General features: G+C 67.4%; 13 protein-coding genes. 2 read left to right on the forward strand and 11 right to left on the reverse strand.

Annotation, left to right across the window (positions count from 1 at the left end; genetic code table 11):
- Positions 1-24 precede the first annotated feature (24 nt).
- The gene (locus tag IP93_RS04950) at positions 25-507 is read right to left on the reverse strand and encodes a peroxiredoxin (RefSeq protein ID WP_144812787.1); all 483 of its coding nucleotides are present in this window, start codon (positions 505-507) and stop codon (positions 25-27) included.
- Positions 508-662: 155 nt separating this feature from the next.
- On the opposite strand from IP93_RS04950, the gene IP93_RS04955 reads away from it, so the two are divergent.
- On the forward strand, positions 663-1,577 hold the full coding sequence (locus IP93_RS04955; RefSeq protein ID WP_144812789.1) for a DnaJ C-terminal domain-containing protein: 915 nt from the start codon (positions 663-665) through the stop codon (positions 1,575-1,577).
- 41 nt (positions 1,578-1,618) lie between these two features.
- On the opposite strand, the gene pilH is transcribed toward IP93_RS04955, so the two are convergent.
- From pilH to purB, 9 genes are all read right to left on the reverse strand, one after another.
- Entirely contained in the window at positions 1,619-1,984 is a 366-nt protein-coding gene (gene pilH, locus IP93_RS04960; protein ID WP_144812792.1) for a twitching motility response regulator PilH, read from the reverse strand.
- Positions 1,985-2,054: 70 nt separating this feature from the next.
- On the reverse strand, positions 2,055-3,047 hold the full coding sequence (locus IP93_RS04965) for an acrylyl-CoA reductase family protein (protein WP_144812795.1): 993 nt from the start codon (positions 3,045-3,047) through the stop codon (positions 2,055-2,057).
- 138 nt (positions 3,048-3,185) lie between these two features.
- On the reverse strand, positions 3,186-3,779 hold the full coding sequence (locus tag IP93_RS04970; RefSeq protein WP_144812797.1) for an LOG family protein: 594 nt from the start codon (positions 3,777-3,779) through the stop codon (positions 3,186-3,188).
- 227 nt (positions 3,780-4,006) lie between these two features.
- Positions 4,007-5,464 carry a dihydrolipoyl dehydrogenase gene (gene lpdA, locus IP93_RS04975; protein WP_144812799.1) on the reverse strand — a complete coding sequence of 486 codons (1,458 nt, stop codon included), beginning with the start codon at positions 5,462-5,464 and terminating at the stop codon, positions 4,007-4,009.
- 123 nt (positions 5,465-5,587) lie between these two features.
- Entirely contained in the window at positions 5,588-6,802 is a 1,215-nt protein-coding gene (gene sucB / locus IP93_RS04980; RefSeq protein WP_144812802.1) for a dihydrolipoyllysine-residue succinyltransferase, read from the reverse strand.
- 52 nt (positions 6,803-6,854) lie between these two features.
- On the reverse strand, positions 6,855-9,686 hold the full coding sequence (locus tag IP93_RS04985) for a 2-oxoglutarate dehydrogenase E1 component (protein ID WP_144812804.1): 2,832 nt from the start codon (positions 9,684-9,686) through the stop codon (positions 6,855-6,857).
- A gap of 129 nt (positions 9,687-9,815) precedes the next feature.
- The gene (locus IP93_RS04990) at positions 9,816-10,718 is read right to left on the reverse strand and encodes a GNAT family N-acetyltransferase (protein WP_144812806.1); all 903 of its coding nucleotides are present in this window, start codon (positions 10,716-10,718) and stop codon (positions 9,816-9,818) included.
- 1 nt (position 10,719) lies between these two features.
- Complete coding sequence (locus IP93_RS04995; RefSeq protein WP_144812808.1) at positions 10,720-11,970, reverse strand: ribosomal protein uL16 3-hydroxylase; 1,251 nt, start codon at positions 11,968-11,970, stop codon at positions 10,720-10,722.
- A 21-nt stretch (positions 11,971-11,991) separates the two neighbouring features.
- The gene (gene purB / locus IP93_RS05000; protein ID WP_144812810.1) at positions 11,992-13,374 is read right to left on the reverse strand and encodes an adenylosuccinate lyase; all 1,383 of its coding nucleotides are present in this window, start codon (positions 13,372-13,374) and stop codon (positions 11,992-11,994) included.
- A 253-nt stretch (positions 13,375-13,627) separates the two neighbouring features.
- On the opposite strand from purB, the gene IP93_RS05005 reads away from it, so the two are divergent.
- Entirely contained in the window at positions 13,628-15,034 is a 1,407-nt protein-coding gene (locus tag IP93_RS05005) for a class II fumarate hydratase (protein WP_144812813.1), read from the forward strand.
- A gap of 78 nt (positions 15,035-15,112) precedes the next feature.
- Here IP93_RS05005 and IP93_RS05010 read toward each other — a convergent pair whose 3' ends face one another.
- A complete protein-coding gene (locus tag IP93_RS05010) occupies positions 15,113-15,781 on the reverse strand; it encodes a YggN family protein (protein ID WP_242006746.1) in 669 nt (222 codons plus the stop codon).
- Between the last annotated feature and the right edge of the window lie 59 nt (positions 15,782-15,840).

A 15,840-nucleotide genomic window follows, 5' to 3' on the forward strand; every position in this document is an offset into this window, starting at 1 on the left:
CGCGCAGGGCGGCGCGGGGGCATGTCAGGCGGGCAGGTGTTCCAGTACGTACTCGGCCGAGGAGACGCGGAACTCACCCGGCGCCTCCACGTGCAGCTGGCGCACCACGCCGTCGTCGGCGTACAGGGCGAATCGCTTGGAGCGGATGCCCATGCCATAGCCCGTGGCGTCCAGTTGCAGGCCCAGTGCACGGGTAAACTCGCCGTTGCCGTCGGCCAGCAGGGTCAGGCCATCGGGCACGTTCTGGCTCTTGCCCCACGCCTGCATCACGAAGGCGTCGTTGACCGCCATGCAATAGACTTCAATGCCGCGGCGGCGGAAGGCGTCGAAGTTCTCGACGAAACCCGGCAGGTGCCGTTCCGAGCAGGTGGGCGTGAACGCCCCCGGCACCGCGAAGAGCACCACGCGCCGACCGTTGAACAGGGTCGCGGTGTCGGCGATCTCGACGCCTTCGTTGATTCGTTGCAAGGGGATTTCCGGCAAGTGGTCACCGACCTGGATGGTCATGGAATGCTCCTGTGGGTGGGGGTTCGACGGTGGGAGTATCCTCTGCTCTGGGCGCGAGGTCGATCACTTGAATTTGACGCGCCAGCCGCCAAGAGTGCAGGACACTCCGGCCGTTGGACGGTGGGTGGCCGGCATCAGCAGAAGCGGAGCACTTAATGCAGTTCAAGGACTACTACCAGACCCTGGGCGTGGAACCCAGCGCGGGCGAGGCGGAGATCAAGACCGCCTACCGTCGCCTGGCGCGGAAGTACCACCCGGACGTGAGCAAGGAACCCGACGCCGAGGACAGGTTCAAGGCGGTCAACGAGGCGTACGAGGCCCTGCGTGATCCGCAGAAGCGGCAGGCCTACGACCAGTTGCGTGCACGCGGGTATCGCCCGGGGGATGATATCCAGCCGCCGCCCGGTGGGTTTGGTGGCGGCTCGGGAGGCCCGGACTTCGATGAGATCTTCGCCGGTGGTGGCGCGGGTGGCGGCTTCAGTGATTTCTTCGAAAGCCTGTTCGGGCGGGGGCGCGCGGGCGGCTTCGGCCAAGGGCCGGGCGCTGCGCGCGGAGCGCCGCCGCGTGGCGACACCCGGGCCAAGCTGGCGGTCTCGCTGGAGGCCGTGTACCTGGGCAGCAGCGTGCGTATCTCGGTGAATGGCAAGACGCTGGATGTCCGGGTGCCGAAGGGTGTCCGGCCCGGACAGGTAATCCGCCTTGGGGGGCAAGGGGTCCATGGAGACCTGCTGCTGGAGATCGAATACGCCGCCCATCCGCAGTTCGAGGTGGACGGTCGCAATGTCATCCACATCCTGCCGATCGCACCATGGGAGGCGGCGCTGGGCGCCACGTTGAGCGTGCCCACGCTGGGTGGCTACGTCGACCTGAAGATCCCTGCCGGATCCGAAGCAGGGCGCAAGCTCCGCTTGCGTGGCCGCGGGCTGCCCGGCGATGCCGCAGGCCGGCATCCTGCCGGCGACCAGATCGTGGAACTGGAGGTGCTGGCGCCGAAGGCGCATACCGACGCGCAACAGGCGGCCTATGCCACCCTTCGCGATGCATTCGGGGACGATTGGCGGCGGGACTGAGGACCGCCGTACCGGCTGGGCGCGATGCGCCCCCTTCCGCATTACTGCGGCAGCAGTTCGGCGATCAGAGAGGACAGGTCATTTTCGCTGAAGGGCTTGGTGATGTAGGCCTTGGCCCCTTGGCGCATGCCCCACACGCGGTCGGTGTCCTGGTCCTTGGTGGTGACCAGCACCACCGGGATATGCCGGGTAGTCTCGTCGCGGCAGATGGAGCGTGTGGCTTGGAACCCATTGAGGTTGGGCATCACCACGTCCATCAGGATCAGGTCGGGCAACTCGCGTTTGGCGACTTCCACGCCCGCTGCGCCGTCTTCGGCGGTGATGGGTTCGTGTCCGAGTTTTTCCACGATGCGGCGGATCCCCATCAGCTGCACCGGTGAATCATCGACGATCAGGATACGCGCCATCAGCTCCCCCTTGTTGCGCCGATTGTAGCCGCGCGCGAAATCACCGCAAGCCTTGCTGAACAGGCGTATGTCAGAACGTGACCAAGGTACGGCCGAAGGAGCCCCCGGCCAGCATCGTCGGGAATACGCTGGGGAGGTCCTGCATGGCCACTTCGCGCGTGCAGATGCGTTCCAGGTGACGTGGCTTCCAGTCGGAGGCCAGATGTTGCCACACCGCGTCCCGGAGGTCGCGCGCCGTGCCTGCCGATGCCACGCCGAGCAGCGAGACGCCGCGGATGATGAAGGGCATCACCGTGGTGGGCAGGTCGGCGGTGGCGGCCAGGCCGGCGCTGGCGACGTTGCCGTAGGGTGCGGTCTGCGCGAGCAGGCTGGCGAGCATCGGCCCGCCCACGTTGTCCAGGCCGCCGCCGAAGCGCGCCGACTCCATCGGTCGCGTGGTGGCGAGCGCGTCGCGGCCCAGGACCTGGCTGGCGCCGATGGCTTTGAGGTAGTCAGCATGCGCCGACTTGCCACTGATGGCATGCACCTCGAAGCCGGCGCGGCTGAAGATGTCCACTGCCAGCGAGCCGACACCGCCGGTGGCGCCCGTGACGGCCAATGGGCCGAGATCCGGCTTCTGGCGGTTTTCCACCATGCGCAGCAACGCCAGTGCGGCGGTGAAACCGGCGGTGCCCAGGATCATGCTCTCACGCAGGCTGAGCCCTTGCGGCAGGTGCACGGCCCAGCGCGCTTCCAGTCGCGCATATTCGCCGTAGCCGCCATCGCGGGTTTCGCTCAGGCCGCAGCCGGTGGTGAGCACTGCATCGCCTTCCTTGAAAGCCGGGTCGCTCGAGGCCACCACGTGGCCCGCGACGTCGATACCGCCCACCAGGGGAAAACGGCGCAGGATCTTGCCCTGGCCCGTGCCGGCGAGCGCATCCTTGAAGTTGATGGACGAGTGGGCCGTCTTGATGACCACTTCGCCCGGCGCGAGGTCGTCGAGTGCAATCTGTTCGACGCCGCTGCGGTAGCCCGCGTCGTCGTTGTGGATGCGGAAGGCGGCGAAGCGGCTGGGGAGGGTCATGCGTGCGTCCGTGAATGTGCGGGCCCGGTGGCTATTGTGACCCCGCGGGGGCGATCACGCATCCGACCAAGGTGTGTGGTTCGCCAGCGCGTGACAGCGCCAGTCAACTGGCGTGACAGACGTCGGCTGGATGCGTGTTCAGCGCAGGTCCTTGCGACGCTTCTCGTCCAGCCATTTGTCGGCCCGTGCGGGCTGGTAGTTGCGCATCCAGTCCAGCATGGCCGCGATGTCCTCGCCGTGCCAGAGATCGCGGCGCTGGTCGGCGTGCAGGAAACGCTCCTCGACCATGCGATCCATCATCGCGACGATAGGCGCATAGAAGCCATCCACGTCGAGAAACGCGCACGGCTTGTCGCCGATGCCGAGCTGGCGCCACGTCAGCATCTCGAACATCTCGTCCATCGTGCCGAAGCCACCGGGCAGCGCGATGAAGCCATCGGAGAGGTCGAACATGCGCATCTTGCGCTCATGCATGTTGGCCACGACTTCCAGCCGGGTGAGCCCCTTGTGCGCGACTTCCCAGCCCATCAGCTGCTCAGGGATGACGCCGATCACCTCGCCACCGGCCTCGAGCGCCGCATCGGCCACGGTGCCCATCAGGCCCACGTTGCCGCCGCCAAAAACCAGCGTGATCTGGTCACGCGCCAACTGCTGTCCAAGTGCGATCGCGCGCTCGGTATAGATCGGTCGCGCGCCGGCATTGGAGCCGCAATACACCGCTACGGATTTCATCGTGTCGTGACCTCATTGCCGAAAACAGAACGGCGCACCCAAGGGCGCGCCGTCCGTGACATTGCTTTGAAACTCAACCAACCGCGTCGGCCTGAAGGCTTGCGGTGGGCCATGGGGCTCGCGTCAAGCGCGCCATGGATGGCGCGCGCGGGCTTCGGTGCAGGAAGCACCGAGGCCCGAAGAGCGAGCCCCATGGCCCGCCGCAAGCCCCGTCACGCCCAAAGCAATCAGTTGGCCTTGTGGATGGCCCGCTTGTGCACCGCCATCGCCGCATCATGCACCGCCTCAGACAGCGACGGATGCGCATGGCAGATACGCGCCAGATCGTCAGCCGACCCGCTGAACTCCATGGTCAGCACGCCCTCGTGCACCAGCTCGGACACGTTGGCGCCCACCAGATGCATGCCCAGCACGCGGTCGGTCTCGGCGTGCGCGATGACCTTGACGAAGCCCGCCGGCTCGGCCATGGCCACGGCGCGGCCCACGGCGGCGAACGGGAAGCTGCCGGCCTTGTACGGCACGCCTTCGGCCTTCAGCTGCTCCTCGGTCTTGCCGACCCAGGCGATTTCCGGCTCGGTGTAGATCACCCACGGGATGGTGTCGAAGTTGACGTGGCCCGGCAGGCCGGCGATCAGCTCGGCCACCGCGATGCCTTCCTCGAAGCCCTTGTGCGCCAGCATCGGGCCGCGCACGCAGTCACCGACCGCCCACACGCCATCGACGCCGGTGTGGCAGTGCTCGTCCACCTCGATCTGGCCGCGCTCGTTGATGCGCACGCCGGTGCCTTCGGCCAGCAGGCCCTTGGTCGCGGCGCGGCGGCCGACGGCCACCAGCAGCTTGTCGACGGTGATGGTCTGCTCGCCCGAGGCGTCGGTGTAGGTGAGCTCGACTTCCTTCTTCTTGCCCTTGCCCCCGCTCTTCGCGGACACGATCTCGGCCTTGGACACCTTGGCGCCGAGCTTGATGTCCAGGCCCTGCTTCTTGAACTCGCGGGCGGACACCTTGGCGACCTCGGCATCGGCGGCGGACAGGAAGCCCGGCAGCGCCTCGAGAATCGTGACCTTGGCGCCCAGGCGGTTCCACACGCTGCCCAGCTCCAGGCCGATCACGCCGGCGCCGATCACGCCCAGGCGCTCCGGCACGGCTTCGAAGTCCAGGCCACCCACGTTGTCGACGATGCACTCGCCGTCGAACTTGGCGAACGGCAGTTCGATGGAGTCGGAACCCGCAGCGATGACGACGTTGGTGCCCTTGAGCTCGACCTCGGAACCGTCGTGCTGCTTGACCTTGACCACATTGCCCGGCTGCAGCTGGCCGAAGCCGTAGAACGCCGACACCTTGTTGGCCTTGAACAGCGCCGCGATGCCGCCGGTGAACTGCTTCACGATGCCGTCCTTGCGGGCGACCATCTTCTTCACGTCGATCGCCGGTTTCTCGAAGCTGATGCCGTGCTGGTCGAACAGGTGGCCCATGTTCCAGAACTGGCGCGAGCTGTCGAGCAGCGCCTTCGACGGAATGCAGCCCACGCGCAGGCACGTGCCACCAAGGGCAGGCTTGCCGTCCTTGCCGAGCGCCGCATCAATACATGCGGTCTTCAGGCCCAGCTGGGCGGCGCGGATAGCGGCGTGATAGCCGGCGGGACCGCCGCCAATGACGACGACGTCGAAATTCTGTTGTTCGCTCATGGGGATCTCTGGTGTTCAGCCGTGCGCGCCGGGGCGCGTCCTTGAAGCTGTTGGCGGGGGCAGGGCGTGGCCCTGTGTCCAAAACACGGGCGGGAACCGTCGCCGGTTCCCGCCCCAGTGCGATTACATGCCGAGCAGCATGCGGTGCGGGTTTTCCAGCTGGTTCTTGATGTCCACCAGGAACAGCACCGCGTCCTTGCCGTCGATGATGCGGTGGTCGTAGGACAGCGCGATGTACATCATCGGCGCGATCACGACCTGGCCGTTCTCGGCGATCGGACGCTCCTTGATGGCATGCATGCCGAGAATGGCCGACTGCGGCGGATTGACGATCGGCGTGGACATCAGCGAACCGAAGGTGCCGCCGTTGGTGATGGTGAAGGTGCCGCCCTGCAGGTCTTCCAGGCCGATCTTGCCGTCACGCGCCTTCTTGGCGTATTCGCCGATCTGCTTCTCGACGTCGGCGAAGCCCATGCGCTCGACGTTGCGCAGCACCGGGGTCACCAGGCCCTTGTCGGTGGACACGGCGATCGAGATGTCGGCGTAGCCGTGGTACACGATGTCGTTGCCGTCGACCGAGGCGTTGACCACCGGGTACTTCTGCAGCGCGTTGGCGGCGGCCTTGGCGAAGAAGCTCATGAAGCCGAGCTTGATGCCGTGGGCCTTGACGAAGTCGTCCTGCAGTTCCTTGCGCATCTCCATGACCTTGGCCAGGTTGACCTCGTTGAACGAGGTCAGCATGGCGATGGATTCCTTGGACTGCATCAGGCGCTCGGCGATGCGCGCGCGCATGCGGGTCATCGGCACGCGCTCTTCAGGACGCGCGCCGCCGGCCGCGCCAACGCCGCCGGATTTGGCGTAGTTGACGATATCTTCCTTGGTCACCATGCCGCGGCGACCGGTGCCCGGCACCTGCGACGCGTCAACGCCGCTGGTGATGGCCTCGAAGCGCGCGCCCGGGGGCAGGGCGGCGCCGGAGCTGACCGGGGCCGGCGTGGTCGACGCCGGCGCGGCGGCCGCAATCTTGGCGGCCTCGGCCTTCGGCTGCACTTCCTGCGCGCCGGCAGCCGGCTGTGCGGCCGGAGCCGCAGCAGCGGCAGCGCCTTCCTCGACGATCGCGATCAGCTGCTGGCTGAGCACGGTGGCGCCTTCTTCGAACTTGATTTCCTTGATCACGCCGTCGACCGGCGACGGCACTTCCAGCACGACCTTGTCGGTCTCGAGGTCGACGATGTTCTCGTCACGCTTGACGGCATCGCCCACCTTCTTGTGCCACGTGGCGATGGTGGCGTCGGAGACGGACTCGGGCAGGACCGGAACTTTGATCTCGGTGCTCATGGGGCGGGCATCCTGGCTTGCTAAAAAGTGAAAAGGGTGGATTCGTTGACGATCATTCGTCGCCGGCTTCGCCGTGCAACGAGTTGACCAGTGCGTCGTTGACCAGTTGCGTCTGCTCGCGCACGTGGTCGGCGAAGTGGCCGGCCGCCGGCGACGGCGAGCGGGCACGGCCGGCGTAATGCAGCGACTGCTTCGGCGCCAGGCAGGCGTTGAGGTGGTGGCGGACCTGGTACCACGCGCCCTGGTTCTGCGGCTCTTCCTGGCACCAGACCACGTCGGTGGCGGCAGGGAAGCGCTTGAGCTCGGCGGCCAGCTGCTTGCGCGGGAACGGGTACAACTGCTCCACGCGGACCAGTGCCACGTTGTCCAGGCCCTGCTCCTGCTGCTCTTCCAGCAGGTCGTAGTACACCTTGCCGCCGCAGACCACCACGCGCTTGACCTTCTTGGCGTTGGCCGCGGTGTCCGGGATCAGCTGCTGGAACTCGCCCTTGGCCAGCTCGTCCAGCGAGGACACGGCCAGCTTGTGGCGCAGCAGCGACTTGGGCGTCATCACCACCAGCGGCTTGCGGGTGGTCATGCGCATCTGCCGGCGGATCATGTGGTACGCCTGCGCCGGGGTGGTGGGCGTGCACACGATCATGTTGTCGAGCGCGCACAGCTGCAGGTAACGCTCCAGGCGCGCGGAGCTGTGCTCCGGGCCCTGGCCTTCGTAACCGTGCGGCAGGAACAGCGCCAAGCCGCTCAGGCGGCCCCACTTGGCCTCGCCCGACGACAGGAACTGGTCCACGACCACCTGCGCGCCGTTGGCGAAGTCGCCGAACTGCGCTTCCCAGATGTCCAGGGTCATCGGATCGGCGGTGGAGTAGCCGTACTCGAACGCCATCACCGCTTCCTCGCTCAGCAGCGAGTCGATGATGGTGACGTCGACGGGGTTCTTGACCAGGCGGCGCAGCGGCAGGATGTATTCGTCGCTGGTCTGCTCGTGCTGGATGGCGTGGCGGTGGAAGAACGTGCCGCGGCCGCAGTCCTGGCCGACCAGGCGCAGCTTGTAGCCTTCGTCCACCAGCGTGGCGTACGCCAGGTTCTCGGCGAAGCCCCAGTCGCCCGGCAGCTCGCCGGCGGTCATCTTGCGGCGGTCCTCGTAGATCTTGGCCACGCGCGGGTGCAGCTTGACGCTGTCCGGCACGGCGTTGATCTCGGTGGCCAGCTTGACCAGCTTCTTGCCGTCAAAGGTGGTGTCCACCGGGTCGGACAGCTTGCCGGTCAGGTACGTTGACCAGTCGATGGTGAACTCGTCCGGCTTGACCTCCACCACCTCGGTGGTGACCACGCCGTCGTCCAGCTTCTGGCGGTAGCCGTCGACCAGCGCCTGCGCGGCGTCGGCGGTCAGCGTGCCTTCCTCGACCAGCTTGGCGGCGTACAGCTCGCGCGGTGTCTTGTGCTTGCGGATGACCTGGTACATCACCGGCTGGGTCGCCGCCGGCTCGTCGGCCTCGTTGTGGCCGTGGCGGCGGTAGCAGACCAGGTCGATGACCACGTCGCGGCCGAAGCGGCTGCGGTAGTCCAGCGCCAGCTCGGCGCAGAACACCACCGCTTCCGGATCGTCGCCGTTCACGTGCAGCACCGGGGCGCCGACCATCTTGGCCACGTCGGTGCAGTACAGGGTGGAGCGGGCGTCCTGCACGGCACTGGTGGTGAAGCCCACCTGGTTGTTGATGACGATGTGCAGCGTGCCGCCGACCGCGAAACCGCGGGCCTGCGACATCTGGAACAGCTCCATCACCACGCCCTGGCCGGCGAACGCGGCGTCGCCGTGGATCAGCACCGGGATCACCTGTTCGCGGCCCTTGTCGCCGCGGCGGGTCTGGCGGGAGCGCACCGAACCGACGACCACCGGGTCGACGATCTCGAGGTGCGACGGATTGAAGGCCAGCGCCAGGTGCACCGGGCCGCCCGGGGTGGCGACGTCGGCGGAGAAGCCCATGTGGTATTTCACGTCGCCCTGGTGGGCGAGGTCGCTGTGCACGTGCTCGAACTTGCCTTCGAACTCGTCGAACAGGTGGCGCGGCGGCTTGCCGAGCGTGTTGACCAGCAGGTTCAGGCGGCCGCGGTGGGCCATGCCGATGACCACATCCTTGGCGCCCTGCGCGCCTGCGCGGCGGATGGTGGTGTCCATCAGCGGCACCAGCGCATCGCCGCCTTCCAGCGAGAAACGCTTCTGGCCGACGTACTTGGTGCCCAGATAGCGTTCCAGGCCATCGGCGGCGGTGAGGCGCTCGAGGATGCGTTTCTTGTCGTCGGCGGTGCGGCCGTACTTGCCGCCGGCCTTCTCCAGGCGCTCGTAGATCCAGCGACGCTGCTCGGCGTCGGCGATATGCATGAACTCCGCGCCGATCGGGCCGGTATAGGTGGCCTTGAGCAGGGCGAGCAGGTCGCCCAGCTTCATGCGGTCGTTGCCGCCCACGCCGCCGGTGCTGAACTCGGCCTTGAGGTCGCTCTCGGACAGGCGGTGGAAGGCCAGGCCCAGGTCCGGGGCATCGGGCTTCTGCATCAGGCCCAGCGGGTCGATGTCGGCGCCCAGGTGGCCGCGCGAACGGTAGGCGGTGATCAGGCGGCCGACCTGGCGCTCGCGCTCGTCACCGGCGCCCGCGGCGACCGTGACCTGGCCCTTGGCGGCGCGCTTGCCGGCCTCGACAATGCTTTCGATCGCGGCCGAGTGGGGCATGTCGCCCGCCTCGCGGCCCTTGAAGCCGTCGAAATAGGTTTTCCACTTGGGCCCGACGCTGTCGGGATCGACCAGGTACTGCTCGTACAGGTCTTCGATGTAGGCGGCGTTCGCGCCGAGCTGGGACGACTGGGAGAACTGCTTCAGGAGGCTGTCCACGATGGTGATCGCGAATCTCTTTGGGGGGAGGCAGGGAGTCCCGCGGGGCCCGCGGGCGCTATTCAGGTAACAATCCGCGAATTATAGCCCTTGCGGCAGGCCACGCGGCTAACACTTAGGTCAAACCATTCAGATGCCAAGCGCGCGGAACTCGCTGCACGGGCGCGCACGCTCCCATACGGGCTCGAACATGGCCTCCAGCTGCCTGGCCCGGGCCCGGTCATTCAAACGGGTCTCGCCGTCGAACCGGTGGCCAAGCGTACGGAAGTACCAGCCGCCGGCGTCATTGGCGGCATACGCGGCGGCGTAGGACTGGTCGCAGGGTTCATCGATGGCGCGGAACTGGAAGGCGCTGGGCAAACGTTGCGCCAGCGCCAGCAGAGGGGCATGGGCGCGCTGGGGGGCGGTCGGGTCCTGCAGCAGGATCCGGATCTCGCCGCGCCGGGTGGCCAACTGCTTCAGGGTGTCAACCAGGTCGGGATGATCCAGCAGGCCGGGGTCGAGGTCCCGGCTGTAGATCACCAGTTGCCGACGCGTGCCGCTGACCACGCCCAACATGGCGGCCAAGGCCTGGTCTCGGGTTTCCACCGGGTTGGCATGGTCCAGCAGCAGGCGCATGGACTGGTGTTCGATGCCGGCTTCGTCGTAGCGCGGACCGTATGGCAGGAATCCGTGGCGGGCGTAGAAGTTGATCGCCGATACCTGGGCGTGCAGTGTGATCTCGCGCCAGCCCAGCTTGCGTGCCTCATCCAGCAACGCCGCCAGCAGCGCGTCGCCGACGCCTTTGCCGCGCCATGCCGGCAGTACCGCCATGCGGCCGATCCGTCGCTCGGGCGTCAGGCGGCCGGTGCCGATGGGGTGGCCGTCGGTGTCGCGGGCAATGACGTGGTGGCAGGTCGGGTCCAGCTCGTCCCATTCCAGTTCCAGCGGCACGCCCTGCTCGGTGACGAAGACCGGTTCGCGCACCGCGCGCAGCTCGGCCAGGCCGGTGTCGTACGTGATGGGGGCAACCTGGAACTCGGCTTGGGTCATGTCAGTCCTCGTCTTCGGCGATCTGGATCTGGTAGTGGCCGGCCAAGAGCAGTGCGAACAGCAGGTCGCGGCCGTGTTCGGACAGTGCCTGGTAGTCGTGCCCGTCGATGATGGCATTGTTGGCCAGCACTCGGGCGTCGGCCAGCGGCAGCGGGTAGTCCTGGCCGCTGACGAACAGGGTCGCGCCCCGGGCTGCCTTGCGCCATGCCACGCGGGTCCACGGATGACGCAGCAGCCTTGCGCCCTGCTGCAGGTCCCACTCGATCTCGATGCGCGAACGGTCTTCGCCGTTCGGCATGACCTCGCCGGCGGCGCGGTAGATGGTCATGAAGCGGCCGAACCAGTCGCCCAGCCGCTCGGGGTCGTTCATGCGCAGCATGTTGAGGGCTTCGACCGCACGCGCCATCGCGTCCGTATCGATCTCATACGGATCCTTGGCCGGTTTCAGGTCGGGGTCGTGGTAGCGCAGCGATTCGTCGGCATCCGCGGCCAGGGTGTCGACGAAGTCGCCCAGCAGCTCGGCGGCGGCGGGGGCGCGCATGCCCACCGAGAAGGTGAGGCAGGCGTCTTCGGCCACGCCGTTGTGCGGCACGTTGGGCGGCAGGTACAGCATGTCGCCGGGACCGAGCACCCAGTCGTGGGTGGCGTGGAAGCGCTGCAGCAGCTTCAACTCGACATCGGGACGGAACGCCAGGGAGGGCGCGGCGCGGCCCATCGCCACCGAGGCGTCGATCTGCCAGCGGCGGTGGCCGTGGGCCTGCAGCAGGAACACGTCGTACTGGTCCACGTGCGCGCCGACTGAACCACCGGGTGCGGCGAAGGACACCATGATGTCGTCGATGCGCCAGCGCGGCAGGAAGCGGAAATCCTCCAGCAGTTCGCGGATGTCCACGTCCCACTTGTCCATGTCCTGCACCAGCAGGGTCCAGTCCTGATGCGGCATGTCGGGGAACATGGCTTCGTCGAACGGGCCGGTGCGCACGCTCCAGCGGTCGTGCGCGCGGTCGTGCATGACGATGCGCGACAGGGCCATTTCCTCGCAGGCCAGGCCGGCCAGGTCTTCAGGCTGGATGGGCGAGATGAAGCCGGGGAAGGCGTTGCGGACCAGCAACGGACGCTTTTGCCAGTAGTCGCGCAGGAAGGCCTCGGGGGGCATGCCCAGCGGGCCGTTGCCGGATGCTTCGACCTCGAAGGGCAGGGCGTCGGCAGGAGCCTTGCGCCTGGTCTTGTCTGCGGTCTTGCGGTTGGCCATGGGGATCTCCGGCTTGGGCGATCAGATGTCCCTGGCCATGCGTTCGGCGATGCCGATGTAGCTGCCTGGCGTCATGTCGAGCAGGCGCTGCCTGGCCTCGGCCGGCAGCTCGAGGCCGGCGATGAACTCGCGCATGGCCTGCTTGTCGATGCCGTGGCCGCGGGTCAGGGCCTTCAGTTGCTCATACGGTTGTGGCAGCCCGTGGCGGCGCATCACGGTCTGCACGGCCTCGGCCAGCACTTCCCACGAGGCGTCGAGATCGGCGGCCAGGCGCTCCGGGTTGGCCGACACCTTGCCCAGGCCGCGGCCCAGCGCTTCGAAACCGATCAGCGCGTGGCCGAAGGCGGTACCCAGCGCGCGCAGCACGGTGGAGTCGGTCAGGTCGCGCTGCCAGCGGCTGATCGGCAGCTTGGCGGCGAAGTGCTCCAGCAGCGCGTTGGCGATGCCGAAGTTGCCCTCCGCATTCTCGAAGTCGATCGGGTTGACCTTGTGCGGCATCGCGGAGCTGCCCACTTCGCCGGCCTTCACGGCCTGCTTGAAGTAGCCGACCGAGATGTAGCCCCACATGTCGCGGCACAGGTCGAGCAGGATGGTGTCGATGCGCTTCTGCGCGTCGCACAGCTCGGCGATGCCGTCGTGCGGCTCGATCTGGGTGGTGTACGGCTGCCAGGTCAGGCCCAGCGAGGTCACGAACGCCTGCGAGAACTTCGCCCAGTCCACGTCCGGGTACGAGACCGAGTGCGCGTTGTAGTTGCCCACCGCGCCGTTGATCTTGCCCGGCATCGGCAGGGCGCCCAGCACCTCGCGCTGGCGCTGCAGGCGGGCAATGACGTTGGCCAGTTCCTTGCCCACGGTGGTCGGCGAGGCGGTCTGGCCGTGGGTGCGCGAGAGCATCGGCAGGCCGGCGTACTCGTGGGCCATGGTGCGCAACTTGAAGATCACGCCGTCCAGCGCAGGCAGCATGACCTGCTGGCGGGCGGCGTGGAGCATCAGCGAGTAGCTGAGATTGTTGATGTCCTCGGAGGTGCAGGCGAAGTGCACGAACTCCAGCGCCGGGGCAAGCTCGGCGTCGTCCTTGAGCTTTTCCTTGATCAGGTACTCGACGGCCTTGACGTCGTGGTTGGTGGTGCGCTCGATTTCCTTGACCCGGGCGGCGTCGCGGACCGACAGCTCGTCGGCCAGGGCGCGCAGGCGGGCGACGGCGGCAGCCGAGAACGGCTTGAGCTCCACGATGCCCGGCTCGTTGGCCAGCGCCAGCAGCCACTCGACCTCGACCTTCACGCGGGCCTGGATCAGGCCGTATTCGGAGAAGATCGGGCGCAGCGCGTCGACCTTGCCAGCGTAGCGGCCATCGAGCGGGGACAGGGCGAGCAACTGGGTTTCGACGACGTTGGCGGCGGTCATGAGGGCGGGTTGGCGAAGCGGGGCCGTAATTCTACAGGTCTGGCGCCCGGTCGGCGCCCGGCCGCGGACGCGGGTAGGCCGCAGGGTTGCGCGGCGATGCGGGGCTCCTCCCTGGTCGGGGCGCGCCGGGTGGGGCCGGGAAGGGGGCGGTTTGGCGTAGAGCCGCCTGGTGGGTCGTCCCGCGGCTACACGAATCCGAGCCGGCACCAGCGGTATCCTCGGGTCATCCGATGAACCGGCCAGGAGCATTGCCATGCCCAAGCAGGCGAAATTCCGCATCGAGCACGACAGCATGGGTGAGTTGAAGGTGCCCGACGGCGCGCTCTGGGGCGCGCAGACGCAGCGGGCGGTCGAGAATTTTCCGATCTCGGGGCGGCCAATGCCACGGGACTTCATCCGCGCCCTGGGGCTGGTCAAGGCTGCTGCCGCGGACGTCAACGGCGGTTTGGGGCTGCTGCGCAAGGGCATGGCGGCGTCGATACGCAAGGCAGCGCTGGAGGTTGCCGGCGGTGCGTACGACGCGCACTTCCCGGTGGATGTGTTCCAGACGGGTTCCGGCACGTCCAGCAACATGAATGCCAACGAGGTCATTGCCACGCTGGCGTCCCAGCTGGGCAAGGCGAAGGTACACCCCAACGATCACGTGAACCTCGGACAGAGCTCCAATGACGTGGTGCCTACGGCGATCCGGGTCTCCGCGCGGTTGGCGGCGGGCGAGGCCCTGCTGCCGGCGCTGAAGCATCTTCGGCGCACCATTGCCGGGCGTGCACGGAGCCTGTCCAAGGTGACCAAGACCGGCCGCACCCACCTGATGGACGCCATGCCGCTCACCTTTGGCCAGGAGTTCGGCACCTGGGTCGCGCAACTGGAGTCGGCACAGGCCCGGCTGGATGACACGCTCAAGCGCGTGCGGCGCCTGCCGATTGGTGGCACCGCCATCGGCACGGGGATCAACGCCCACCCGCGCTTTGGCAACGCCATGGCGAAGGCGCTGACCGCGCTGACCGGCACCCGCTTCGAGTCGGCAGCCAATCGCTTCGAGGGCATCGCCGCGCAGGATGACCTGGTGGAGCTTTCCGGCCAGCTCAATGCACTGGCGGTGGCGCTGATGAAGGTCGCCAACGACCTGCGCTGGATGAATTCCGGTCCTTTGGCCGGACTGGGCGAGCTCGAGTTGCCCGCATTGCAACCAGGCAGTTCGATCATGCCGGGCAAGGTCAATCCGGTGGTGCCTGAGGCGCTGGCCATGGTCTGCGCGCAGGTGATGGGCCACCACACTGCCATCACCGTGGCCGGCCAAAGCGGCAACTTCCAGTTGAACGTGATGCTGCCGCTGATCGGCGCCAACCTGCTGGAGGCCATCCACCTGCTGGCCAATGCCATGCGCTTGCTCGCCGACCGCAGCATTGCCGGTTTGCGGGTTCGCGAGGGCCGCGTGCGCGAGGCGTTGGATCGCAATCCGATCCTGGTCACCGCGCTCAACCCGATCATCGGCTACGAGAAGGCGGCCGCCATTGCCAAGCAGGCCTACAAGGAAGGGCGTCCGGTGCTGGCCGTCGCGGTCGAATCCTCGGGGTTGTCCGAAGCCGAGCTGAGGGGGTTGCTGGACCCGGTGGCACTGACCAGGGGCGGCATCCGCGAGGGGGTTTCGGGCGGTTGAACGAAAACGGCGTCGCCAGTCTGACGACGCCGCCCGGATGCGGTCGCGTGACGCGCCTGGGCGTCGTTTGCGGAAGGCTCAGCCTTCAGGTGGAGCCGGTGGAGCGGGCGGCGCCGGCGGTGTCGGTGGAGTCGCAGAGGTACCCGCCGTCTCGTTGCGGCACTCGTCGATGTCCTCACGGGTCATCGTGGCGTAGGGCTTGAACTCGGGCAGGGCGGCTGCGAGCTTCTCCTGCGAATCCAGCATCGCCGGCAAGCGGTCGCAGATCACCACGGCGTCGGCCTTGATCTTCTCCGCTTCGGCTTCGATGCGCTGTTCGATCTCGTCGGCATTGCCGTTGAAGATGCCCTTCAGCGCTTCGCCGGCCGCCTTCATGCCCAGGTCCGCCCCGCGTACGCCGACGGCCATGCCCGCTTCGGCAATGGCGACGACGTTCTTCCGATGATCCAGCAACAATGCACGCTGTACGTCGTTGACGGGCACGGCCTTGCCTTCGATCAGCAGGTCGCCGTTGGGGGCGATTTCGGCCTTCGGCAGCGATTTGTTGTTGTCGGACAGGCTGATGGGCTCGTTGGCCAGTTTGGCCCGCGCTTCCTGCGTGGCCTCATCGACGAGCTTGCCCAAGGCTGTCGCGGGAGCGTCGGTGCCGGCGGCCGGCGTCGAGGACGGGGCGGGCGTCCTGTCGCAGGCACCCAGCAAAGGCATGCAGGCCAGCAGGACGAGGGTCGCAGTGCGCATGGAGTTCATGGAGTAAATCCTTGTGCGAAGGAGGAGTGGTGACGAGGGCTCAGCCCTCGTCACGCCAC

It is taken from the genome of Aerolutibacter ruishenii (assembly GCF_007830115.1).
Classification (GTDB): Bacteria; Pseudomonadota; Gammaproteobacteria; order Xanthomonadales; family Xanthomonadaceae; genus Aerolutibacter; species Aerolutibacter ruishenii.